The sequence below is a fragment of the Mesorhizobium sp. B2-4-17 genome, from assembly GCF_006441275.1.
GTDB lineage: Bacteria > Pseudomonadota > Alphaproteobacteria > Rhizobiales > Rhizobiaceae > Mesorhizobium.
The window spans coordinates 35,295-57,925 of record NZ_VFUX01000039.1; the positions used below are offsets into that span (position 1 = coordinate 35,295).

The 22,631-nt window shown below is 63.4% G+C and carries 21 protein-coding genes and 1 pseudogene; 13 read left to right on the top strand and 9 right to left on the bottom strand.

All coding sequences use genetic code 11. The features are described 5' to 3' along the window. The first annotated feature begins 31 nt into the window (after positions 1-31). The 3 genes from FJ548_RS25650 (at position 32) to FJ548_RS25660 (ending at position 3,085) form a co-directional block, all read left to right on the top strand. A complete protein-coding gene (locus FJ548_RS25650; protein WP_140779343.1) occupies positions 32-919 on the top strand; it encodes a F0F1 ATP synthase subunit gamma in 888 nt (295 codons plus the stop codon). Between the two features lie 70 nt (positions 920-989). Next, on the top strand, positions 990-2,567 hold the full coding sequence (gene atpD, locus FJ548_RS25655) for a F0F1 ATP synthase subunit beta (protein WP_181168908.1): 1,578 nt from the start codon (positions 990-992) through the stop codon (positions 2,565-2,567). Positions 2,568-2,677: 110 nt separating this feature from the next. Continuing rightward, complete coding sequence (locus tag FJ548_RS25660) at positions 2,678-3,085, top strand: F0F1 ATP synthase subunit epsilon (protein WP_140612239.1); 408 nt, start codon at positions 2,678-2,680, stop codon at positions 3,083-3,085. A gap of 52 nt (positions 3,086-3,137) precedes the next feature. Here FJ548_RS25660 and FJ548_RS25665 read toward each other — a convergent pair whose 3' ends face one another. Continuing rightward, positions 3,138-4,658: a mannitol dehydrogenase family protein gene (locus tag FJ548_RS25665; protein WP_140779344.1), complete on the bottom strand. Its 1,521-nt coding sequence runs from the start codon at positions 4,656-4,658 to the stop codon at positions 3,138-3,140. Between the two features lie 140 nt (positions 4,659-4,798). Between FJ548_RS25665 and uxaC the strand changes: the two genes are divergently transcribed. The 8 genes from uxaC (at position 4,799) to FJ548_RS25705 (ending at position 11,962) form a co-directional block, all read left to right on the top strand. After that, positions 4,799-6,211, top strand: a complete 1,413-nt coding sequence (gene uxaC, locus FJ548_RS25670; RefSeq protein WP_140779345.1) for a glucuronate isomerase — start codon at positions 4,799-4,801, stop codon at positions 6,209-6,211. Between the two features lie 32 nt (positions 6,212-6,243). Beyond that, on the top strand, positions 6,244-7,221 hold the full coding sequence (locus FJ548_RS25675; protein ID WP_140612245.1) for a TRAP transporter substrate-binding protein: 978 nt from the start codon (positions 6,244-6,246) through the stop codon (positions 7,219-7,221). A gap of 2 nt (positions 7,222-7,223) precedes the next feature. Further along, positions 7,224-7,808 (top strand): TRAP transporter small permease, encoded by a 585-nt coding sequence (locus tag FJ548_RS25680; RefSeq protein WP_181165712.1) that lies wholly within the window; start codon positions 7,224-7,226, stop codon positions 7,806-7,808. A gap of 3 nt (positions 7,809-7,811) precedes the next feature. Continuing rightward, the gene (locus tag FJ548_RS25685) at positions 7,812-9,092 is read left to right on the top strand and encodes a TRAP transporter large permease (protein ID WP_140697932.1); all 1,281 of its coding nucleotides are present in this window, start codon (positions 7,812-7,814) and stop codon (positions 9,090-9,092) included. Positions 9,093-9,205: 113 nt separating this feature from the next. Further along, positions 9,206-9,979 carry a FadR/GntR family transcriptional regulator gene (locus FJ548_RS25690; RefSeq protein ID WP_140697934.1) on the top strand — a complete coding sequence of 258 codons (774 nt, stop codon included), beginning with the start codon at positions 9,206-9,208 and terminating at the stop codon, positions 9,977-9,979. 21 nt (positions 9,980-10,000) lie between these two features. Beyond that, positions 10,001-10,852 carry a 5-dehydro-4-deoxy-D-glucuronate isomerase gene (kduI, locus tag FJ548_RS25695; protein WP_140697936.1) on the top strand — a complete coding sequence of 284 codons (852 nt, stop codon included), beginning with the start codon at positions 10,001-10,003 and terminating at the stop codon, positions 10,850-10,852. Continuing rightward, positions 10,849-11,613 carry a 2-dehydro-3-deoxy-D-gluconate 5-dehydrogenase KduD gene (gene kduD / locus FJ548_RS25700; RefSeq protein ID WP_140697938.1) on the top strand — a complete coding sequence of 255 codons (765 nt, stop codon included), beginning with the start codon at positions 10,849-10,851 and terminating at the stop codon, positions 11,611-11,613. The genes kduI and kduD overlap by 4 nt, the downstream gene beginning before the upstream one ends. 10 nt (positions 11,614-11,623) lie before the next feature. After that, positions 11,624-11,962, top strand: a complete 339-nt coding sequence (locus tag FJ548_RS25705) for a cupin domain-containing protein (RefSeq protein WP_140697941.1) — start codon at positions 11,624-11,626, stop codon at positions 11,960-11,962. A gap of 183 nt (positions 11,963-12,145) precedes the next feature. On the opposite strand, the gene FJ548_RS25710 is transcribed toward FJ548_RS25705, so the two are convergent. Both FJ548_RS25710 and FJ548_RS25715 read right to left on the bottom strand, forming a co-directional pair. Then, on the bottom strand, positions 12,146-12,862 hold the full coding sequence (locus FJ548_RS25710; protein ID WP_140779346.1) for a glycosyltransferase family 9 protein: 717 nt from the start codon (positions 12,860-12,862) through the stop codon (positions 12,146-12,148). A gap of 477 nt (positions 12,863-13,339) precedes the next feature. Then, positions 13,340-14,754: pseudogene (locus FJ548_RS25715) on the bottom strand (aldehyde dehydrogenase family protein). Positions 14,755-15,056: 302 nt separating this feature from the next. Here FJ548_RS25715 and recQ point away from each other — a divergent pair. Both recQ and FJ548_RS30045 read left to right on the top strand, forming a co-directional pair. After that, positions 15,057-16,886, top strand: a complete 1,830-nt coding sequence (recQ, locus tag FJ548_RS25720; RefSeq protein WP_140779347.1) for a DNA helicase RecQ — start codon at positions 15,057-15,059, stop codon at positions 16,884-16,886. 21 nt (positions 16,887-16,907) lie between these two features. Beyond that, on the top strand, positions 16,908-17,084 hold the full coding sequence (locus FJ548_RS30045; RefSeq protein ID WP_181168909.1) for a hypothetical protein: 177 nt from the start codon (positions 16,908-16,910) through the stop codon (positions 17,082-17,084). 49 nt (positions 17,085-17,133) lie between these two features. Here FJ548_RS30045 and FJ548_RS25725 read toward each other — a convergent pair whose 3' ends face one another. The 6 genes from FJ548_RS25725 to FJ548_RS25750 all read right to left on the bottom strand — a co-directional run. Next, entirely contained in the window at positions 17,134-17,388 is a 255-nt protein-coding gene (locus tag FJ548_RS25725; protein ID WP_140779348.1) for an exopolysaccharide production repressor protein, read from the bottom strand. A gap of 150 nt (positions 17,389-17,538) precedes the next feature. After that, positions 17,539-18,285 (bottom strand): GGDEF domain-containing protein, encoded by a 747-nt coding sequence (locus FJ548_RS25730; RefSeq protein ID WP_226890437.1) that lies wholly within the window; start codon positions 18,283-18,285, stop codon positions 17,539-17,541. Between the two features lie 151 nt (positions 18,286-18,436). Continuing rightward, complete coding sequence (locus FJ548_RS25735) at positions 18,437-19,126, bottom strand: thermonuclease family protein (RefSeq protein ID WP_140779349.1); 690 nt, start codon at positions 19,124-19,126, stop codon at positions 18,437-18,439. Between the two features lie 15 nt (positions 19,127-19,141). Beyond that, a complete protein-coding gene (locus FJ548_RS25740) occupies positions 19,142-20,341 on the bottom strand; it encodes an ABC transporter substrate-binding protein (RefSeq protein WP_140779350.1) in 1,200 nt (399 codons plus the stop codon). Positions 20,342-20,665: 324 nt separating this feature from the next. Further along, the gene (locus FJ548_RS25745) at positions 20,666-21,037 is read right to left on the bottom strand and encodes a hypothetical protein (protein ID WP_140779351.1); all 372 of its coding nucleotides are present in this window, start codon (positions 21,035-21,037) and stop codon (positions 20,666-20,668) included. A gap of 257 nt (positions 21,038-21,294) precedes the next feature. Further along, positions 21,295-22,631: type I secretion C-terminal target domain-containing protein (locus FJ548_RS25750; protein ID WP_140779352.1), on the bottom strand; the 1,337-nt coding region annotated here is incomplete at its 5' end.

Here is a 22,631-nt window from a genome sequence, read left to right on the forward strand (position 1 = left end):
GGATGAGACAAGACGGGATCAGGTTTGAAGCATGCCTTCATTAAAAGACCTTCGTAACCGTATCGCCTCGGTCAAGGCGACGCAGAAGATCACCAAGGCGATGCAGATGGTCGCCGCGGCGAAGCTTCGCCGCGCGCAAGAGGCCGCGGAAGCGGCGCGCCCCTATTCGGAGCGCATGGGTTCCGTGCTGGCCAACATCACCCAGGCGGTCGGCGGCGGTGGCGATGCCCCGGCGCTGATGACCGGCACCGGCAAGGATGATGTGCATCTGCTCATCGTCTGCACGGCCGAGCGCGGCCTTTGCGGCGGCTTCAATTCGCAGATCGCCCGTCATGCCCGCGACCACATCCGCCGGCTGCTGGCCGACGGCAAGCAGGTCAAGATCATCTGCGTCGGCAAGAAGGGTTTCGACATACTGCGCCGCGACTATGCGTCGATGATTCTCGATCGTGTCGATCTGCGCGAGGTCAAGACGCTCGGCTTCGTCAATGCCGACGCGATAGCCCGCAAGGTCATCAATCTCTTCAACGAGGGCGCCTTCGACGTCTGCACCCTGTTCTACTCGCAGTTCAAGTCGGTGATCAGCCAGGTTCCGACCGCGCAGCAGATCATCCCGGCCGCCACCGCTTCTTCGGCCCAGGCCGAATCGGCGGATGGCGCCAGCGCCGTCTATGAATATGAGCCGGAGCCCGGTGAAATCCTGTCCGACCTCATCCCGCGCAACATCGCGGTGCAGATCTTCCGCGCGCTGCTCGAAAACGCGGCCGGCGAAATGGGCGCCAAGATGAGCGCCATGGACAATGCGACGCGCAACGCCGGCGAGATGATCAACAAACTGTCGATCACCTACAACCGTCAGCGGCAGGCGCAGATCACCAAGGAACTGATTGAAATCATTTCGGGCGCCGAGGCGCTCTAGGCGCGGTTCGCGGGTCATCGGCCCGCGACTGGACCGCGTGAAAAACAAAGGACGAAAAAGGGTAAAGACGATGGCGAAAGCAGCGACCCCCAAAACGGCGGCCCCGAAGGCCGCGGTTCCCGCCAAGGCGGCAAAGGTTCCGGCAGCAGCGAAGGCGGCTCCTGCCAGCACGGCGGCAGCACCGGCCATGGCAGGGACGGCCGGGAGTTCGGCAGTGGCGACCAAGGCCACGGGCGTAGTCGGCAAGGTCCGCCAGGTCATCGGCGCCGTCGTCGACGTTCAGTTCGGCGAGCATCTGCCGCCGATCCTGAACGCGCTGGAGACGACCAATGTCGGCAACCGGCTCGTGCTCGAAGTTGCCCAGCATCTTGGCGAGAACACCGTGCGCTGCATCGCCATGGACTCCACCGAAGGCCTGGTGCGCGGCCAGGAAGTGCGTGACACCGGCGGCCCGATCGCGGTTCCGGTCGGCCCCGGCATGCTCGGCCGCATCATCAACGTCATCGGCGAGCCGGTCGACGAAGCCGGCCCGGTCGACGCGGTCGAACTGCGTTCGATCCATCAGCCGGCTCCGGCCTATATCGACCAGTCGACGGAAGCGCAGATCCTGATCACCGGCATCAAGGTGCTCGACCTGCTCGCGCCTTACGCCAAGGGCGGCAAGATCGGCCTGTTCGGCGGCGCCGGCGTCGGCAAGACCGTGCTGATCCAGGAACTGATCAACAACATCGCCAAGGCCCATGGCGGCTATTCGGTGTTCGCCGGCGTCGGCGAGCGCACCCGCGAAGGCAACGACCTCTATCACGAGTTCATCGAGTCCGGCGTCAACAAGAAGGGCGGCGGCGAAGGCTCCAAGGCCGCACTGGTGTACGGCCAGATGAACGAGCCGCCGGGCGCGCGCGCCCGCGTCGGCCTGACCGGCCTGACGGTTGCCGAGTATTTCCGCGACCAGGGCCAGGACGTGCTGTTCTTCGTCGACAACATCTTCCGCTTCACGCAGGCGGGTTCGGAAGTGTCCGCGCTTCTGGGCCGTATCCCGTCGGCCGTGGGCTATCAGCCGACGCTCGCCACCGACATGGGCGCGCTGCAGGAACGCATCACCACCACCACCAAGGGCTCGATCACATCAGTGCAGGCGATCTACGTGCCGGCCGACGACTTGACCGATCCGGCGCCGGCGACCTCGTTCGCGCACCTTGACGCGACGACGACGCTCAACCGCGCCATCGCCGAAAAGGGCATCTACCCGGCGGTCGATCCGCTCGACTCGACCTCGCGCATGCTCGATCCGCTGGTCGTCGGCGACGAGCACTATGGCGTTGCCCGCCAGGTGCAGTCGATCCTCCAGCGCTACAAGTCGCTGCAGGACATCATCGCCATCCTGGGCATGGACGAGCTTTCCGAAGAGGACAAGCAGACGGTGGCGCGCGCCCGCAAGATCGAGCGCTTCCTGTCGCAGCCCTTCTTCGTCGCCGAAGTGTTCACCGGCGCGCCGGGCAAGCTGGTCGATCTCGCCGACACCATCAAGGGCTTCAAGGGCCTCTGCAACGGCGACTACGACCATCTTCCGGAAGCCGCCTTCTACATGGTCGGTGGCATCGAGGAAGCGGTCGAGAAGGCACAGCGCCTGGCGGCTGAAGCGGCGTAATCAAAGCAATAGGGAGTAGTCGGTAGTCGATAGTGAATAGCAGCTGGGCTAGGGGGGCAGTTGCCCTCTTCCCTACTTCCTACTCACCAGTCCCTACTCACTAAATTGACATGGCTGAAGCTTTCAAGTTCGAACTGGTCTCACCGGAGCGCCTGCTGGTTTCCGCCGAGGTCGAGTCGGTCGTCATTCCGGGCGCCGAGGGCGAGATGACCGTGATGGCGCATCACGCGCCGGTCATGACCACGATCAAGCCGGGTGTCGTCACGGTGAAGGCCACGTCCGGCGGCGAAGAGCGGTATGTCGTGTTCGGTGGCTTCGCCGACATCGTCCCGGCCGGCTGCACGCTGCTGGCGGAATCGGCGGTCGCGGTGAAGGATGTCGACCGCGCCGATCTCGCGCGCCGCATCCAGGAAGCCAAGGAAGATGCCGTGGACGCCAAGGACGACCAGGCGCGCAGCAAGGCGGAACAGTTCCTTAGCCAGCTCACCACGCTGGAAGGCGCCATTCTGCCGGCCTGAGATCGGCACCAGATCACCGACTGAAAAGCGGGGCCTCGCCTCGCTTTTTTGTTTAAAAGTCCAATGCAGCGATGGCCGCTGCCGGTCCGCCGCCGCGCACCTGTCCGAGACTGTCGGCGACAAGACCTATCAGTGTTTCGCGCGCCCGGTCGCCCATGGCAAAGCCGGCCACGTCGAACGCCGCCGCCACCGTTTCGTCCGCCGGCGACCGTCGGTCAAGAAGTGCCGTCAGCGGTCCATCGAGCGGATCGGTGAAATGCGCTTCCGGCAGCGACTTGCCGCGCGCTTCACAAGCCGCGATCCACGCAGCGACCACTAGCGCGAGATGCCTTGGCGCGGCACTTGCGTGGAGACGTTCGATCGCGCCAGCAACGATGCGCTGCGGCAGCTTCTGGCTGCCGTCATTGGCGATCTGCGCCGTGCGGTGGGCGAGCGCTGTGTTGGAGAACCGCTCGGCAAGTTCCGCCGTATAGGCGGATGTGTTGAGCCCGGCGTCCGTCGGCAATGTCGGGATGGCCTCGGCCCACAGCGCATCGACAAAGCTTCTTATCGCCGGATCGGCAAAGGCGCGATCGACGGTGGCGTGGCCGCTGAGCAGGCCGAGATAGGCGATGGCCGAATGCGCACCGTTGAGCAGCCTCAGCTTCATGTCCTCGAAGGGCCTGACATCATCGACCATGGTGACGCCGAATTTTTCCCAGGCAGGACGGCCCGACGGAAACTTGTCTTCGACCACCCATTGGCGGAAGGGCTCGGCCATCACGGGCCAGGCATCCTCGACACCGAGTTCGCCTGATATCCTTGCCCGGTCGGCATCCGTGGTCGCCGGGACGATGCGGTCGACCATGCTCGACGGAAATGCGACCCGGTCGGCAATGTGCGGAGCGAGGCTGGGTTCGCCCGTTGAGCCGAGCCCGGCATCGCGCAACGTTGCGAATTCGGTCAGCAGCCGGTGCAAGGTGGCGCCGTTGGCGGGCAGGTTGTCGCAACAGAGCACGGTGAAGGGCGGTGTGCCGGCGGCCCGCCTGCGGGCAAGCGCTTCGGCGAGAAAACCATGCGCCGTCCTAGGCGCCCCGGGATTGGCGAGATCGTGGACGATGTCGGGATGCGTGGTGTCCAGTCCGCCGCCGGCCGCCCTCAGATAAGCCTTCTCGGTGATGGTCAGCGTGACGATGCGGGTGTGCGGATCGGTCAGCGCCGCCAGCACCGCGTCCGGATCTTCCGGCGCGACCAGCATCGAACCGACGGAACCGATGACCTGAAGCCGCTCTCCGCCGCTGCCGCGGATTGCCAGCGTGTAGAGCCCATCCTGCGGCGCCAGCGCGTCGCGCGTGTCGGCGCTGCGCAAGGAGACGCCTGTTATGCCCCAGTCCGTCTCGCCCGCCGCCAGGCAGTCGTCGACATAGGCGGCCTGATGGGCCCGATGGAAAGCTCCGACGCCGAGATGCACGAGACCCGGGACAATACGGCTGCGGTCATAGGAGGGTGTCGCGACCGCTGCCGGTAACGCCTGAACGGTTTTGCCCGAGAGACGGTTATTCGTCGTGGCGCGGCTGGTCTGGTCGGACGGCATGAAATCGCCTCAGCACTGATCGGCAGACGGCGTAACATCCGATCTCCTGCCACACAATGAGAGAAGTCATCATACAACAATCTAATTTTTGTATGTTGACATTATTTCCCGCCGAACCTACCGATAGCGCCTTCGGGAGGATGACCGTGGCACTGATCAATGCGGATTTGCTGTTTCCCGCCGAGGCCCATCCGCGTTCGATCGCCCGGGGCCTTTATGCCGGGATCAAGGACCTGCCGATCGTCAGCCCGCACGGCCACACCGATCCGCGCTGGTATGCGCTCAACGAGCCGTTCCCGGATCCGGCGCAATTGCTCATCGTGCCCGACCACTACATTTTCCGCATGCTGTTCAGCCAGGGCGTGCGGCTGGAGGATCTCGGCGTGCCGACCGTGGACGGCGCGCCGGTCGAGACCGACGGCAGGACGATCTGGCGGCGCTTCGCCGAGCACTATCATCTGTTCCGGGGCACGCCTACGCGGCTGTGGTTCGACCATGTGCTGGAGCATCTGTTCGGCATCGACGAGCCGCTGAGTGCCGCGACGGCCGACCGTCACTACGACATGATCGCGACCTTGCTGCAGTGGGAGAATTTCCGCCCCCGCGCCCTGTTCGAGCGCTTCAACATCGAGGTCATCGCGACGACCGAAGGTGCACTGGACGATCTCAAGTGGCACAGCATGATCCGCGACAGTGGCTGGGATGGCCACGTCGTCACCGCCTATCGGCCGGACGCGGTTGTCGATCCCGATTTCGAGGGGTTCTCGGCCAATCTCGATCGGCTCGGCGAAATCACCGGCCGCGACACCGGCACCTGGGCCGGCTATCTCGACGCGCATCGCCAGCGCCGCGCCTTCTTCAAGGAGTTTGGCGCAACCTCGTCCGATCACGGCCATCCGACCGCCGAGACGGCCAATCTTTCCGATGCGGCGGCGCAAGAGCTGTTCAACCGCATCCGCGGCGGCTCGGAGGACGAACGCGAGCGAAAACTGTTCCGCGCCCAGATGCTGACCGAGATGGCCAAGATGAGCCGGGACGACGGGCTGGTGCTGCAGATCCACCCCGGCTCCTGGCGCAACCATTCGCCTGGCATCTTCCACAAGTTCGGCCGCGACAGGGGCTTCGATATCCCGACGCGGACCGATTATGTGACGGCGCTGAAACCACTGCTCGATTGCGTCGGGCTGGAACGCGACCTGACCGTCATCGTCTTCACGCTGGACGAAAGCAGCTATGCGCGCGAACTGGCGCCGCTTGCCGGCGTCTATCCGGCACTGAAGCTCGGGCCAGCCTGGTGGTTCCATGACAGTCCGGAAGGTATGCGCCGTTTCCGCGAGATGACGACGGAAACAGCGGGCTTCTACAACACCGTCGGTTTCAACGACGACACCCGTGCCTTTCCCTCGATCCCGGCTCGTCATGACGTGGCCCGGCGGGTCGACTGTGCGTTCCTCGCGCGCCTCGTCGCCGCGCACCGGCTGCGCGAGGACGAGGCGCATGAACTGGCCAGAGAGCTTGCCTACACGCTTGCCAAGAAGGCGTACCGGCTGTGAGCCGGGCGTTTTGATTTCAAAGGGAGGAAGTCATGTTGTTTTTATCGAAAGTGACGGCGGCCACATTCGCCTTCGGCTCGCTGCTGATCGGCATTGCCAACGCTGAAACCGTACTGCGATCGTCGGATACCCATCCGGACGGCTATCCGACGGTCGAGGCGGTGAAATACATGGGTGACCTGATCAAACAGCGCAGCAATGGCCGCTATTCGATCGAGGTCTATCATTCCGCGCAGCTTGGCGAGGAAAAGGACACGATCGAACAGACCCAGGCCGGCGTCATCGATCTCGACCGCGTCTCGATGGGTCCATTCAACGGCATCGTACCGGAAACCGCGGTGCCGTCGCTGCCCTACATGTTCCGCTCGGTCGAGCATATGCGCCATGTCATGGACGGTCCGATCGGCGATCAGATCCTGAAGGCCTTCGAGGCGCATGACCTCATCGGCCTGGCCTTCTACGATTCGGGCGCGCGTTCCTTCTACAACACCAAGAAGGACATCACCTCGATGGTCGACATGCAGGGCATGAAGTTCCGCGTCATCCAGTCGGACGTGTTCGTCGACATGGTCAATGCGCTCGGCGCCAATGCCACGCCAATGGCCTATGGCGAGGTGTATTCGGCACTGCAGACAGGCGTTATCGACGGTGCCGAGAACAACTGGCCGAGCTTCGAATCCGCCAAGCATTACGAAGTTGCCAAGCACTATACGATGGACGAACACCAGATCGTCCCGGAAGTGCTGGTGATGTCCAAGGCCAGCTGGGGCAAGCTGTCGCCGGAAGACCAGGCGATCGTGCGGCAAGCAGCCAAGGACAGCGTCGTCAAGATGCGCGAACTCTGGGACGCGCAGGAGAAGAAGTCGCGCGGCATAGTCGAGGCCGCCGGCGTGAAGGTTAGCGACATCGACAAGCAGCCGCTGATCGATGCGATGAAGCCTGTCTACGACAAGTATTTGTCGACGCCCGAGCTGAAAGACCTGGCCGCTCGGATACAGGCCGAGAAATGACGATGACGGGCAGCACGCCGGGCAGCGCGGAGACCCCCGCGCTGCCTTCCGGCCGGTCGGGCCAGACTGGGTTCTGGCTGCGGGCGGAGCGCCTTCTTTCCGGGCTTGCCCGGCTGGCCCTATGGGTCAGCGGAGCGGGATTGACGCTGATGACGATTATCATCTTCTGGCAGGTGTTCTCGCGCTACGTGCTCAACCGGTCGCCAAGCTGGACCGAATCCTTCTCGGTGCTTTTGATGGGATGGTTCATCTTCCTGGGCGCCGCGGTCGGTGTGCGCGAACGCACGCATCTTGGTTTCGATGTGCTGCTCTATGTGTTGCCCGCCTCGGCGAAGGCGGTGCTGCGCAGTATTTCCGACCTTGTCGTTCTGGCCTTCGGCGCCGGCATGATCATCTACGGCATACAACTGGCAAGGCTGACCTGGAATACCGTGATGCCCTCGCTCGCCCTGCCGGGCGGGGTCAGCTTCCTGCCGGTTATTCTGGGCGGTGCGCTGGTTTGCCTGTTTTCGCTGGAGCGCCTGGCCGGGCGTTTTGCCGGATTGCCGGTCGACGCCGACATTTATGCGACCGGCGAGGAGCCCTGAACCATGGCGCTGATCGTCCTGTTCGGAACCTTTGTGTTCCTGCTCGTTATCGGCACGCCGATCGCCTTCTGCCTCGGCGTTGCCAGCTTCGCGACGATCCTCATACTGGGCCTGCCGCCGGTGGTGGTGTTCCAGCGGCTCAATTCCGGGGTCAGCGTGTTCTCGCTGATGGCCATTCCCTTCTTCATCTTCGCCGGCGATCTGATGGTGCGCGGCGGGATCGCGGCGCGCCTGGTGGCGCTGGCCGGATCGCTGGTCGGCCATCTGCGCGGCGGCCTGGGCCAGGTGAACATCGCCGCCTCGACCATGTTCGGCGGCATTTCCGGATCGGCGGTGGCGGACGCCTCGGCGGTCGGCGGGCTGATGATCCCGCAGATGAAGGCGCGCGGCTACGGCGTCGACTATGCCGTCAACATCACCTCGGTCGGCGCCATCATCGCCTTGCTGATCCCGCCGTCGCACAACATGATCATCTATTCGATCTCGGCTGGCGGCCGCATCTCGATCGCCGACCTGTTCACGGCGGGCGTCATACCAGGCCTGCTCTTGGCGCTTTCGCTGATGATCACGGCCTATTGGGTCGCCAGCCGGCGCGGCTATCCCACCGAGCCCTTCGCCGGCTTCGGTCGCGCGATGCAACTTCTTGTCGCCGCTATTCCTGGCCTCGTGCTGATCGGCATCATCTTCGGCGGCGTCAGGTCGGGCGTCTTCACGGCGACGGAAAGCTCGTGCATCGCCATCGTCTACGCCTTCCTGGTGACGCTTGTCATCTACCGTTCGATGAGCTGGGGCGACTTCGTCGCCGCGACCACGGCGGCGGTGCGCACGACGGCGATGGTGCTGATGATCATCGGCTGCGCCGCCGCCTTTGGCTGGCTGCTCGCCTATCTCAGGGTTCCCGCCGCGCTGGTCGCCTTTCTACAGTCGGTATCCGACAACAAGCTGGTCATCCTGCTGTTGATCAACATCGTCCTGCTCATCCTCGGTACATTCATGGACATGTCGCCGCTGATCATCATCACCACCCCGATCTTCCTGCCCGTGGTCATGGCCTATGGCGTCGATCCCGTGCATTTCGGCGTCATCCTGATCCTCAATCTCGGCATCGGCCTGTGCACGCCGCCGGTGGGCGCCGTGCTCTTCGTCAGCTGCGCCATCGGCCGCATCCCGATCTGGACGGCGATGCGCTCGATCTGGCCGTTCTATGGCGCGGCCTTCGCCGTGCTGATGCTCGTCACCTACATACCGGAAATCTCGTTATGGCTGCCGAGCCTGTTCCACTAGAGCGGGCCAGCGACGGATAGAATCGCTGGCCCGCTCCAACTTTTTGTTTTTACGCAATTCCGGACGGAAGACGGCTACGCACTTTCCTGGAATTGCTTTAGGAGGTTCACCACGTGTCCGAAACAGTTGCCGACCTCCGGGTCGAGAGAAAACCCAAACTCTCGGAGACCGTCGTGGCGGCGATCCGCAAGCAGTTGCAGGCGGGCGAGATCCTGCCCGGCCACAAACTGCCGACCGAAGGCCAGCTGACCGAAACCTTCGGCGTCAGCCGCACCGTCATCCGCGAGGCCTTGGCCAAGCTTGCCGCCGACGGCCTGGTCGAGCCTCGCCAGGGGGCGGGCGTCTTCGTCATCGAGCACATCTCGACGATATTCGGCGCGCTGGCCGCCGACATGGGCACCAAGGATTCCATCGCGCTTAACGTGTTGGAGGTACGCCTGGCGATCGAGATCGAATCCGCCGGGCTCGCCGCCATCCGCTGCAATGCCGCGCAGGAAGCGGCGATCCAGGAAGCCTTCTTCGAGTTCGAACGACTGCTGCTCAACAGCGAGCCGACCGGGCCGGCCGATCTCGCCTTCCACCGCGCCATCGCCAGCGCCACCAACAATCCGTTCTATGTCGAAATGCTCGACGTGCTCGGCCGGCGCGCCATACCGTGCGACGTGACCTCGCCCTGGTCGACGGAACTTGTGCAATCCGACAGCTACCAGCGCGGTCTGCAGGAGGAGCATCTGGTGATCCTCAACGCGATCACGTCCGGCGATGCAGAAGCCGCGCGCGAGGCGATGCGCACGCACCTCACCGCCAGCCAGCAGCGCTACCGCGAACGCCTGCATGCTAGGCAGGTCTTCTATGCCAGTTCGGTCAAAGCCGCCGCCGGCGAGTGATTATTGGAAGTCAGGGCAGAGATGAACCAGAGCCATACCGACTACACATTGCGTTTCGCCATCGACCCCGTCGCCGCGGCGGCCATGGGCGCCGACGAACTGCGCCATAACTTCCATATCGAAGACCTGTTTCAGCTCGACCGCATCCGCCTGACCTACACCCACTACGACCGGATGATCGTCGGCGGCGCCGTGCCGGCCGGCAGTCCGCTTCGGCTGGAAGCGATCAAGCCGACAGGAACAAAGGGCTTTCTCGATCGCCGCGAGCTGATCGCCGTCAACATCGGCGGTGCGGGCACGATCGAAGCCGGTGGCCAGCTGTTCACGCTCCTGGCGCGCGACATGTTCTATCTCGGCATGGGCACCAGCGACGTCTTGTTCGCGTCGGCGAATGCCGATGAGCCGGCTAAGTTCTACCTGTTGAGCGCGCCGGCGCATCAAGCTCATCCCAATCGGCTGATCCGCATCGGCGACGCCAGGCGCGTCGATCTCGGCAGCAAGGACGCCTGCAACGAGCGCTCGATCTTCCAGTTCATCCACGCCGATGGCGCGAAAACCTGCCAGCTCGTCGTCGGCATGACGCAGCTCGCACCCGGCTCTGTCTGGAACACCATGCCATGCCATGTGCATGACCGGCGCATGGAGGCCTATCTCTATTTCGATCTGGCGGACACGGCGCGGGTCTTCCATTTCATGGGCGAACCCGACGAGACGCGCCATATCGTGATGCGCAACGAGGAGGCTGTGCTGTCCCCCGGCTGGTCGATCCATTCGGGTGCCGGTACGTCGAACTACGCCTTCATCTGGGCAATGGCCGGCGACAATGTCGACTACACCGATGTCGATCCGGTGGCGATGGAAGAACTGCGGTGAGCGACCTCTCCGCTTTCAGTCTGGCCGGCAAACGCATCCTCGTTACCGGCGCCAATACCGGAATCGGCCAAGGCATAGCGGTGTCGATCGCGCGTGCGGGCGGCGCGGTCGTCGGCGTCGGCCGCTCATCGATGGACGAGACGGCGGCAAGGATCGCCGAGGTCGGCGGGCAGTTCGAAGCTGTTACCGCCGACCTTGCCGACACGGCGGCGGCCGGACCGATGCTGGACCGGGTCTGGGAAGAAAGCGGACCGCTCGACGGGCTGGTCAACAATGCCGGCATCATCCGGCGCGCCGATGCCGTCGATCTGAGCGAGGCTGAATGGAACGACGTGCTCGACGTCAACCTGAAGACGGTCTTCCTGCTCTGTCAGGTCTTCGCCAGGCGCGTCCTGGCCGGTGGGCGCAAGGGCAAGATCGTCAACATCGCCTCGGTGCTGAGCTTTCAGGGCGGCATCCGCGTCGCGTCCTACACCGCCTCCAAGCATGGCGTGCTTGGCATCACCCGGCTGCTCGCCTGCGAATGGGCGGCGAAAGGCATCAACGTCAACGGCATCGCGCCGGGCTATATCGAAACCAACAATACGCAGGCGCTGCGTGCCGACCCTGACAGAAGCGCTGCCATCCTGGCGCGCATTCCGGCGGGCCGCTGGGGCGAGCCGGGAGACATTGGCGATGCCGCCGTTTTCTTGCTGGCTCAGGCATCGAACTACATGCATGGCGCGGTGATGCCGGTGGATGGCGGCTGGCTGGCGCGGTGAGGAGGTGACGATGACGGAGCCGAAGATGTTCGCGCAAGCCGGCGAGGGTGCCTGGACGCCAACGCCGGACGGCAACAGGCGGCGCGTTCTGCTGCACACGGACGAATTGATGATGGTCGAGTTCGGTTTCGACAAGGGCGGCATCGGTGCATTGCACTCGCATCCGCATGTCCAGGCAAGCTACGTCGCCGAGGGCCGCTTCGAGGTGACCATAGACGGTCGGACCAAGGTCCTCGATGCCGGCGGCAGCTTCATCGTGCCGTCCGGTCTGGTGCATGGCGTCAAGGCGCTGGAAGCGGGGCGGCTGGTCGACAGTTTCACGCCGCGCCGGGCTGATTTTCTGATCTGACGGACGCCGCCAGTTTGCCGCGAGCCGGGCGGAGGATGCACGCTTGCGTTGATCCCTTGCGCAAATCAAAACCCGCGCCTCCGAAGAGGCGCGGGCGTTGCCTGGGCGCTTGTGGCGCCGCGGTACTCAAAACATCACCGCAGGATTGGGAACCTGCCGGATTGTGGTGAATATAAGCTTAACTTAATAGACTAAATCCGCGTGGTCACGGCGACCGGCGGCGAGCAAGCGGTGCGTGGCCTCGAGAATGGACTCGACCGGCGTGTCGGAGACGTTGGCTGTTCTGCCGCGCCTCGGCGCCGTCACCACTTCGACCCGGTTCGACAGCGGCCGCCACCGCTCGAGATTGGCGCCATTGTTGACGATCACCGTCGGCGTCATGACGGTGGCGAACAGGTGCCCCAGCCCGCCTTCCATGCCCACATAGGCGGCAGCCATCTCGCCAAGCGCCAGCAGGAGGTCGCCGAACGCCTCGACACCGAGCTCGCGTTCCGGACCGACCACCGAAAGACGGCTCTCCCTGGCGAGAAGGGCCTGCGGCGTCGGTCCGTCGCCGGGGGTCACCAGATACAGAACCTCATAGCCGGCATCGATGAGATTGCTGGCCATGGCGGCGACCTGGGCCTCGCTCATGAACTTGTTGCCCCTGGCATTGCCGCCAAGCAGGACCAGCGGCCGGTCGCCGCTTCCGCGAAGCCGGCGCGCCTGGGTCCGGGCGGCCTGCGGGACATCGAGCCGATGGTCGAATGGCAAGTGCCGGCCGGCGAGGCGCTCGATCAGCCGGTGGTAGCGCCAGGCATTGTGTTCGGGCCGCAAGGTCCATCTTGTGCCCCACCGCAGCGACAGGAGATGACCGGCAAAATTGGCTCGTAGCGGACGCCGCGGCCGACAAGCTGCAATGCTGTCACCATCAGCCCGGGCACGCCCGCCCGGAAGTCGACGACCGTCGTTTGTCCGCCGGGCCGGGCGAACTCAGCCAGAATGGCGGAAAGCGGCATAATCGTCCTGAAGTCGTCGACGAGGGGGCGGCATGCTTGTGCAATATGCCCGTAAGCGAGGACTTGCCCTGGCTGCCATAGACGATATGGCTTCGCGGGAAGGCCGTTCTTGCCGCCCGCAACGCCGGTATCCTCAGCAACCCGTCGCCGAGGGCGTCGTTGCGGACGTAGAAGATAAGCAGCGGCGCGGGCAGATCCATGGCCAGGCGGATCCGTTAGCTATGAGATCGGGAATAAGTCGGAAAAGATCGTGCAAAAAGACAGCAAATTCCGGCCGAATCCAGAGGGAATATGTGCCAAACGCAATAATAGGGGGCGGTATCAACCGCTATCATCGCCGGTGCGCTGGTCATTCCGGCACTAAAACGCCCGGCGTTGGTCAGCTGATATGCCTGAGCAGGCTGAAAAGCCGCTCGAACGTCTTGCCGTAGGGCGGGCGTAGAAGTCCTCCCGCACTCAGTCTGGACTGCAGGAAAACCGGCTTGTCCTTGCTGAAGGTGCGGAACCCCCATTCGCCGTGATAGGCGCCCATGCCGCTGGCGCCGACACCGCCGAAAGGCTGGTTCTCCTGTACCAGATGCAGCATGCAGTCGTTGATCGTGACGCCGCCGGCGAGGGTCTCATGCAGGATGCGTTGGCGGTTGCGGCTGTCGTGGCCGAACCAGTAGAGCGCCAGCGGCCGGTCGGCCCGGTTCACATGGTCGATCGCATCGTCGACGGTGTCATATTCGACGATCGGCAGCACCGGGCCGAAAATCTCTTCGCGCATCAGCCGCAGGTCCGGACCGGCATTCCTGACCAAGGTCGGCGGCAGCTTTCGGTTCGCAGTGCCGAGCTCTTCGCCGGCCGGATTGATTTCGACGACATCGGCGCCGGCGTGGCGGGCTTCCGCGATCATGGCGCGCAGGCGCTGGTAATGCCGGTCGCTGATGATGGCGGTGTAGTCGGGGTTGTCGCGCAGGGTGGGGTAGAGCCGCGCCACCGCCGTGGCGAGCTTCGCGGCGACCGTGCCTGCCTGTCCCCTGGGCACCAGCAGATAATCCGGCGCGATGCAGGTCTGCCCGGCATTGAGCAGCTTGCCATAAGCAATGTAGCCGCATCGAGATCGCATGAGGGATCGAGGATCGCCGGCGACTTGCCGCCGAGTTCGAGCGTGACCGGGGTCAGATTGGCGGCAGCGGCGATAGCGACCTGGCGGCCGACCGCGGTCGAGCCGGTGAACAGGAGATGATCAAAGGGCATCGATACGAAGGCCTTGCCCATTTCGGCGTCGCCGGTGATCACGCTCAACTCGTCGGGGGCAAAGTGCTCGCTGGCCAGTCTGGCGAGCAACGCCGAGAAAGCAGGCGTCAGTTCGGAAGGCTTGACCAGCACGCGGTTACCGGCGGCCAGGGCTGCCGTGACCGGTGCGATGGCGAGCTGGAAGGGGTAGTTCCAGGGCGAGACGATGCCGACGACGCCAAGCGGCTGCGGCAGCAGGCGATTTCGGCCGGGCAGGAACGGCAAGGTGGTGGCGACACGACGCTTCCGCATCCAGCCGCGAAGATGGGAAAGCGTGTGGCGGATGCCGGCGCGCACGACGAACAGTTCGGCAAGGCGGGTCTCATGCGCCGAGCGGCCGCCGAAGTCGGCGTCGATCGCCGCGCAGATTTCCGCCTCATGCTTTTCGGTGAGCGCCAGCAGGCGTTTCAGGCGCTCCTTTCGTACGCCAAGGTCCGGAAAGGGCTGTGCCTGGAAGGCCGCACGCTGCCGTTTGAACCGGTCGCCGAGCGTGTCCTGTCTGACCTGCAGCATCGCGTCCTCCCCCTGTCGTAGGGGCTGAGCTTACATCCCGGTCCCTGCAGGAATCCAGTCGGCCCGCGGCTCCCGCAAGGAAAGGTGCCAAGCCAGTGCGGCGCAGCCAGCCCTTCAGGTGCTCCCGTTTCGGGTCCGATTCTTAAAGTGTGGGAGCCAACCTATACACCCTATGCGGGAATCTGCAGACCGACGCGGCCTTAGATGAATTGCTAGCTCGGACTTTACGAATGAGTTCCCGGTGGCATTCCCGCGCGCTTCGCTTTAGGACCATGGTTCGGCCAAAGAGGAACCATCTCTCCATGCACGGATCGGCGGACAAGCCGGATGCCAAGCGGCGCGTCCTGAAGGACGTGTTCGGCTTCGATGACTTCCGCCCCGGCCAGGCCGACGTCATGGACGCGCTGCTCAGCGGACGACACGTGCTGGCCGTGATGCCGACGGGCGCCGGCAAGTCGCTCTGCTACCAGGTTCCGGCGTTGGTCCTGGGCGGGCTCACTATCGTCGTCTCGCCGCTGGTCGCGCTGATGCAGGATCAGGTCGCCGCCTTGCGCCTTGCCGGCGTGGCGGCCGACACGATCAACTCCTCGCTCGACCGCGAGGCCAATGTCGCGGCCTGGCGCCGTATCGCTTCCGGCCAGACGCGGCTGCTCTATCTGGCGCCGGAGCGGCTGATGACCGAGCGCATGCTCGAGGCGCTTTCGCGGCTCGACGTCAGCCTGATCGCCATCGACGAGGCGCATTGCATCTCGCAATGGGGGCCGGCGTTCCGGCCTGAGTATGAGGACTTGTCGCGGCTGCGCGGCATCTTCCCCAACGTGCCGATCATCGCGGTGACGGCAACGGCGGACGAGAGCACACGCACCGACATCGAATCCCGGCTGTTCGCCGAGCGGGTCGAAACCCTGGTGCTGGGTTTCGACCGGCCAAACATCAAGCTGGCGATCGAATCCAAGCAGGACAGCAAGCGGCAATTGCTGCGTTTCATCGAGCGCCACGCCGGCAAGAGCGGCATCGTCTATTGCCTGTCGCGCAAGAAGACCGAGGAGATGGCAGCCTTCCTCGAGAAGAACGGCGTCACCGCGCTCACCTATCATGCCGGGATGAGCAAGGAGACGCGTGAGGCCAATCAAAACGCCTTCATGACGCTCTCCGGCGTCGTCATGGTGGCGACCATCGCCTTCGGCATGGGCATCGACAAGCCCGATGTCGCCTATGTCTTCCATACCGACATGCCGGGCAGCCTGGAGGCCTATTATCAGGAGATCGGCCGCGCCGGCCGCGATGGGCGCAAGGCCGAGGCGCATATGCTTTACGGCCTTGGCGATATCCGCATGCGCCGGCTGTTCATCGACGACGAGGACGCGTCCACCGAGCACAAGCGGAGGGCGCATCGCCGGCTCGACACGCTGATCGGCTATTGCGAGACGGCGCAGTGCCGCCGCCAGGTGTTGCTCGGCTATTTCGGCGAGGAGGCGCAGCCTTGCGGCAATTGCGACAACTGCCTCGACCAGGTGCCGCGCGCGGACGGCGTCGCCGAGGCATGTGTCATCCTGGCGGCGGTGGCGCAGAGTGGCGAGCGCTTCGGCGCCACCCATGTCACCGACATCCTGCTCGGCCACGAGACCGAGAAGGTCCTGGCCAGGGGCCATGAGCGGCTGGCGAGCTTCGGCAGCGGCGTGGCGCACAAGAAGGATTTCTTCATATCGTTGATCCGGCAGCTCGTCGCCGGAAGCTTCCTGGAGCCGGACCCGAGCGGCCATGGCGGCCTTGCCATTGCCGACAAAGGCCATGCGCTTGGCCGGGGCGAGGTGCCGTTCCACTACCGCGTCGAGATGCACGGCCGCGCCTTGCGCAAGATGCGGGCGGCCGAAGGCGCCGCGAACGCCGAAGGCGTGGATGCATCGCTGCTCGCCACGCTCAAATCGCTGCGGCTGCGTCTTGCCAGGGAGCGTCAGGTGCCGGCCTATGTCGTGTTCTCCGATCGCACGCTGATCGACATGGCCGAACGCCGCCCGCGCGATCTCGACGCCTTCGCCGGGGTGAATGGCGTGGGCGGGGCGAAGCTCAAGGAGTTCGGCCAGGTTTTTCTCGCCGCGATCGCCGCGCACCAGGCGGGCGGATCGGCCTGAGGAGGCGATCCGGCGCTATCCGTGGATGTCCGGCGGCCAAGTGCCGGTTGGGGCGATCTGCTTCACCGCGGCAATGGCGTGCATTCGCTGGCGCTTGCCGGCGGCGTCGCGCTGCACACGATCAATGTCGACCGCCATCCTGCCTTCGACAAGGAGAGGGGACCGACAGGTTTGGCCGGCCTTTGCCCTGCCTGTTAGAGCGTTCCATCATTTCGCGGAAATGCAGAACCGCCCTATCTCTTTGCTTTTAGGCGACGCCGTCATGTTCAAAGGGCGCAGGCAAGTCGGCATCACTGTCGGCAAAATCCTCGGAGTCCATTTTCCGGGATGCGCCCCCAATGACCAGCATCATCACGGCGACGAAATACCCAATCTGCAAAACTATCGCGGCGACCGCGGTCCAGCCAAGCGCATGCCATAAGGAACCCGTTGCCGCAAAGATCCAGACAGCCACGAAGCCCAGCGTGCCGAACATACCTATCAGAAACTGCGGAAAATACATTTTTGCCAGAACGTTCTAACTGTCACCAGTCTCGAAACGTCTCCCTAACTGGAACGCCACATCCCGGTTTGAAGGTTTTTCATTATTTTAGCAATTGCGCAAGTACCGGCGGTGAAGAGACCGGCCGTCTTCGCGGCTGGTCAACTGCGGCTAGGCGTGAAGATGCGACAAGTCGAAACCGCCGTCCGGTCGAGGCGCCGACAAGCGCTCTGCCGCAGACCGGAACATGTCCTCGAACTCCAGTTCCTGCTCAAACACCACACCTCCGAGTTTCACGGCCAGGACTTCTTCGCCTCCTTGGGGCGCGAAATAGACTTGCGAGACGCCGGCACGAATACGCTCGCCAATCTTTCTGGCGTCGGCTTCGCTTGCTCCGGGCAGAAACACTCCGAACATCGAAGCGCCGATGCGGCCAATCACATCCTCCGAGCGAACGGAGGATCGGATGGCCGAGGCTATGAGGCGCAGGGCTTCATCGCCCCAGCCAAGGCCGAAGCGCAGGTTGATGGCGCGCAGATGCTCGGGGTGAATCACCAGGAAGGCGCCCGATCGCGAGCCCGGCGCCGAGGGTTTTACCGCTCTGCGTTCGACGAGTGATGCGAAAACGGTCCCGTTCAGGCAGCCGGTCAACCCGTCATAGCTTGCCGCCTTGTTGAGTTCCCGTCGATAGTGGCGGATATCGGCCAACTTCAGACCTATGAACACAAACAGTGGCAGGCAAATCACCAGAGGCAGGACCGCTGCGGTGATCACGCCACGGCCGAACGGGGTCAAGGCATCGATGAACAGAAGCAGATAATTCAAGCCAAAGGAAACGCACAGGCTGGCGATGGTTCCCAAGAGGGCTAAACGCATGACATCCTGCCATGCGTTGGTCCCCGTCGATGCTTTCGTCACGGCCAATCTCCTGTTTGGTCGGCAAGCATATGGCCGGCAAGTTACGATTTTAGTCTCCAGGAACAATACAATTTGACGGATCGAAGTTGATAATCTTGCGCAGCCGCCCTTAGAGCGGTTCAGCGTTTGATGGTATCGTTGGCCGAAGCGCCTACACAGGTGGGCCGAAGATTCCCATTTCCGCGGCTCTGGCTGTCGCCTCGGCCTTGCCATAGATGCTATCAGGCAAAGCCAGGGCCCAGCCGTTGGATACGAGCCAGGCGCCGACATCCTGCTGTCCCAGCCGGCACGGCGCGGCGATCGGGAAACGGTCAATTTCCGGTGGCACGAAACATTTCAACGCCCGTCCGCGAAGCCAGCGGTTGAAAGCAGCGCGTGCCCTTTGCCCGCAAGGCCAGGAGATATCGCCAAACAGGCAAGTCCTGTCTATCTCGACGCCCTGCACGCCGCTGATCGTCACTTTTCGGCCCATGGATTCGAAGCCGGCTGACGACGTGGCCTGCGGGCCGTACAGCAGCATCTCCCGCCAATCCTGCGGCATCGGTGTTTTCGGAGGGGACGCGAGGCCGAGTTCGCCGAGCGGCGAACGTGGCTCCGCTCGCTCGATGCGCGTCGCGTCGATCTGCGGCGGTGCGATGAGGTCCTGAGCGATCGTGCGTGCCGAACTGGAAAGGAAGCGAACCGGGCGCCGGAGGTCCTTGTGCCCGGCTTCGGGGGCCGAGGCGACAATTGGCGGATCGACCCGGAACAGGTGCGCTGCCCGGACAATCAACAAAATTCCGATCAAGAGCTCAAGGCTTCCGATCGCGATCATGATGCGGACGCGTTGTGCTTTGCCCATCGGGTCTACGCCCAGTCAGAAACCCGACGTCGATTTGGCAACCAGTTTGAGCGCCCCTTTTTCAATTCGATAGAAAGGCATCGACCGTTCGCTGGATCCGTCGGCGCGAAACCGGAACAAACCGGTCGACCCGCGAAACCCGCTCGGACTCTCGAAGACTTTTCTGCTGAAACTGGCAGGTCCAAGTGCGCTTGCGATCCCGGCTGTCAGGGCGACCGTATCATAGGCATAAGCGACATTGACGTCAGGCTCGTATTTGAAAGTCGCCTTGAAACGATCCGCAATGGGACCCGTCTCGCGTGGATCGAGCGTTGCGATATAGGCGCCTTCGAAAAGCGGATCGATCGGGCGATCCAGCCAGCGATTTGTGCCGACCACGGAGGTCGACTTTCCCGGAATACCTTTTGCTTTCAAAGCGATGAGGATCGGCGACGGGCTGCCGTCACCGCTGGCAACAACGACGGCATCAGGCATCTCCACAAGCGAACCCATATCGGCAACCGCCTTGGCGCCATTGTCGGCGGCCGAATAGGGTATGGTGACCGCAAGTGTGGCTCCGTATACGCTGAGGCTGTTGGCAACCCGCTTCTCGACTATGCCGGCATTCGACCCTGCCGGGACAAGCAGGACGAATTTCTTGCCGCCCTTGGCCGCGATGGCGCCGGCACCCGCCGCGGCGCTGTCTGCTTCAGTGAGGCACACGGCGTAGACGCCTGGACCGCCGGCGAAATTGTCGGCAAGAGCCAGAACCGGCGGCCGGTTCGACCCCGACAGTTGAGCGACATGCTGTGCCGCGGGCAATTCGGTCGGGCCGATGACAATTTTCGCCCCCGACGTTATGGCCTTGATCGCCAATTGCTGGGAATAACCCACGTCGCCTCGCGTGTCCTCGACGGTCACCGTAAGCAGCGGATTGCCAAGATCGGTCATCGCGAGTTTTGCGGCGTCGAGCATCTTCCTGCCACTTTCCCCCGCCGTTCCCGGCGCGGAGAGGGGCAGCAGCATGGCAACCTTCGTGGGGCCAGTGCCGAGAGACTGCGTCGCCTGGCTTGCGCTGGCGGCAGCGACAACAGCCGGTTGATTGCCGGCCTGGATGGCGGCCGGATCGAGTGCGTCGGACACGCTGCCTTTCGACTGACAACCCAGCAACGATCCCGCCAGCACGGAGGCCGCCGCCAACGTTCGCAGACGGTGTACCTGTCGGCCAAATCCCATGCTTGCTCCCACCCGATACGCCGCCAGATTGTGTGACCTTGCCCTTCCCGGTCTCATCTTCAAAATATGTTACGGCGGATTTGCGCCGTTCTCGCCGAGGTCCTCGGCTGCGGAAGGACTGCGTTCTTCTGCTTGGTCACCTCCAGCCCTTGTCCTGGCGCAGGCTGGCAGTGGCGGATGGAAGTGGAAGCTCGCTCGCCGGCCTGCTCCCTCGAACCGGCCGGCGTGACCCACGGCAAGAGGGCGACCAATGCGGTCGCTCCCGCGATCGCAGCGAACGACATGGGATCGCCAATCATCGGCCCGACGTTCCCGCCTGCCTGGTCAGTTCATGTACTCGACCATGCGCTCGTGAAAACACTCGCATTTGTCGAGTGTATCCTCGTCGCGATAATTCGTCTTCAGGTAGCCGTAAGCCATGCCGCAGGCGACCTTGGCTTCCGACGCCCAGACGAAAACCGGCCTGGATGAATTGATCCATTCCGGGCTGTTGGCGACGGCGACCGACTCGTCCATCAGCCTTACCACCTGGCTCTTCAAATCGACGATGTTGTCGGTCCGCACCAGGTCCGAGTTGCCGGCGACACGGCAATAGTCAGCCGTCGAGCCGCCGATGATGTCGGCGGCGTAGCCCGCCGATCCGGCCGTCAACAACAGGGCCGCCGCCGAAACCAGTAGCTTTGCAACAGTCTTCATGATGAGCTCCCCTCTATTCCCCAATTCAATGGTTCTCTGATGCATAACATGCGGGCGCGGCAATGTACTGTGCTACTTGGGCCACAGTCGCTGTCGTAAAGGACGGTGCTCGCATCTGCCTGGGTCGCCTGTCCCATCGTCTACTCTAGCCAAACGTCCTGGAAATGAGAAAGGCAGTTTCGGCCTCCTCACACTAGGATTCGCCAAAGGGATATTCGTTTCCCTCCGGCGAAGCTAATTAATCGCCGAGCATGTAGTTACGGCACATTCACAGTCGTTGCGTGATGCGCGTCGTCATACACGATGTTGATCGTATGGGAGATGCCCGCATTGGCCGTCAAAGTCGCCACTTCGACATTCGAGCCGCCGTGGGTAACGTTGATGTGGACATTTGTCCCATCATTGGTCGCGCTGACGCTGCTGGACGTATCCGCCAGCGTCTGGCTGCCGCCAAAAACGGCATCCAGAACTTTGCTCAGATCGACAGTGTCACCCTCACCGGGGTGATAGTCGGCGATCAGGTCATGGATGCTGCCATGGCTGGTCCAGGTAGCGGCGTTGATAACGAAGGTATCGGCGCCGGCACCGCCGGTCATTGTCTCATTGCCTGAACCGCCGACCAGCACATCGTCACCCAAAGTGCCCAGCAGCGTGCTTCCACCGTCGATGTGAAGGGTCAGCGCGCTCGTTGCCGTATCTCCATCGTGGTCGGTTGCTGTGACGTTGAAGGAGAGATCCTGGGAAACGTTGCTGACTGAGGCAACCCCCGCCAGATCTACTTTTCCGTTACCGGTTACATCGGTGAAGTCGATGTAATCGATCAGCTTTCCAGACGTGCCAAGCTGCAATTGATGCGCGCTGTTCCCGTACTGAGATGGATCGAAGCTACTGGTAGCGCTCGTGCCATCCGTGAAATGCATGACACATGAGATGCTGTCGCCACTCTTGTAATTCGAGAAGGTGAAATCTGCGTACTGTGGCGCTGACGGATTGAAGCCGGCGACGGGCTGGGGGGAATTGCTGCCGGTGAAATCGAACCGCATGTGCTCGCCGGCATCAAAATTGTTGTTGCCCGCACCCCAGCCGACGGTCGAGCCATTGACGCCACCGTCGATGGAGGAGAGTAGCGCTACCGCTGTTGTCCCCGAATGTAGCTCCTGCTCCTGACTTGGTCCGGAGCCAAAAGCGGACGCAGCGTTGACACTGTTCATGACCGTCAGCGCCTGCAGGAGATCGAACTCATATGTTCCCGTGTTTGGATTGCCGGTCAGCGTGAACACCGGCGTATCGCCGTTGGTGACGGTGGTGCTGTTGTCCATATCGGCATAGGCCGTTAGCGTGTTGCCGACGGTCTGGTAGATGAGATGGTGCGTGCCGTCGAGCGTCAGGTTCGATGGCGGGGTGCCGGTGATGGTGAGCGACGAGATACCGTCCGCCCCCGCCACCAGATGAAGCGAGCCGCTCAACACCAGCCCGGCCTGATCGGTTATGACGCCATGGTCGATCGGCCCAAGGTACGGCTGGTCGTCGACGATGTTGATGGTCAGGCTGCCATTGCCGGCGCTGCCGTCCTGGTCGTGGACCACCACGGCGA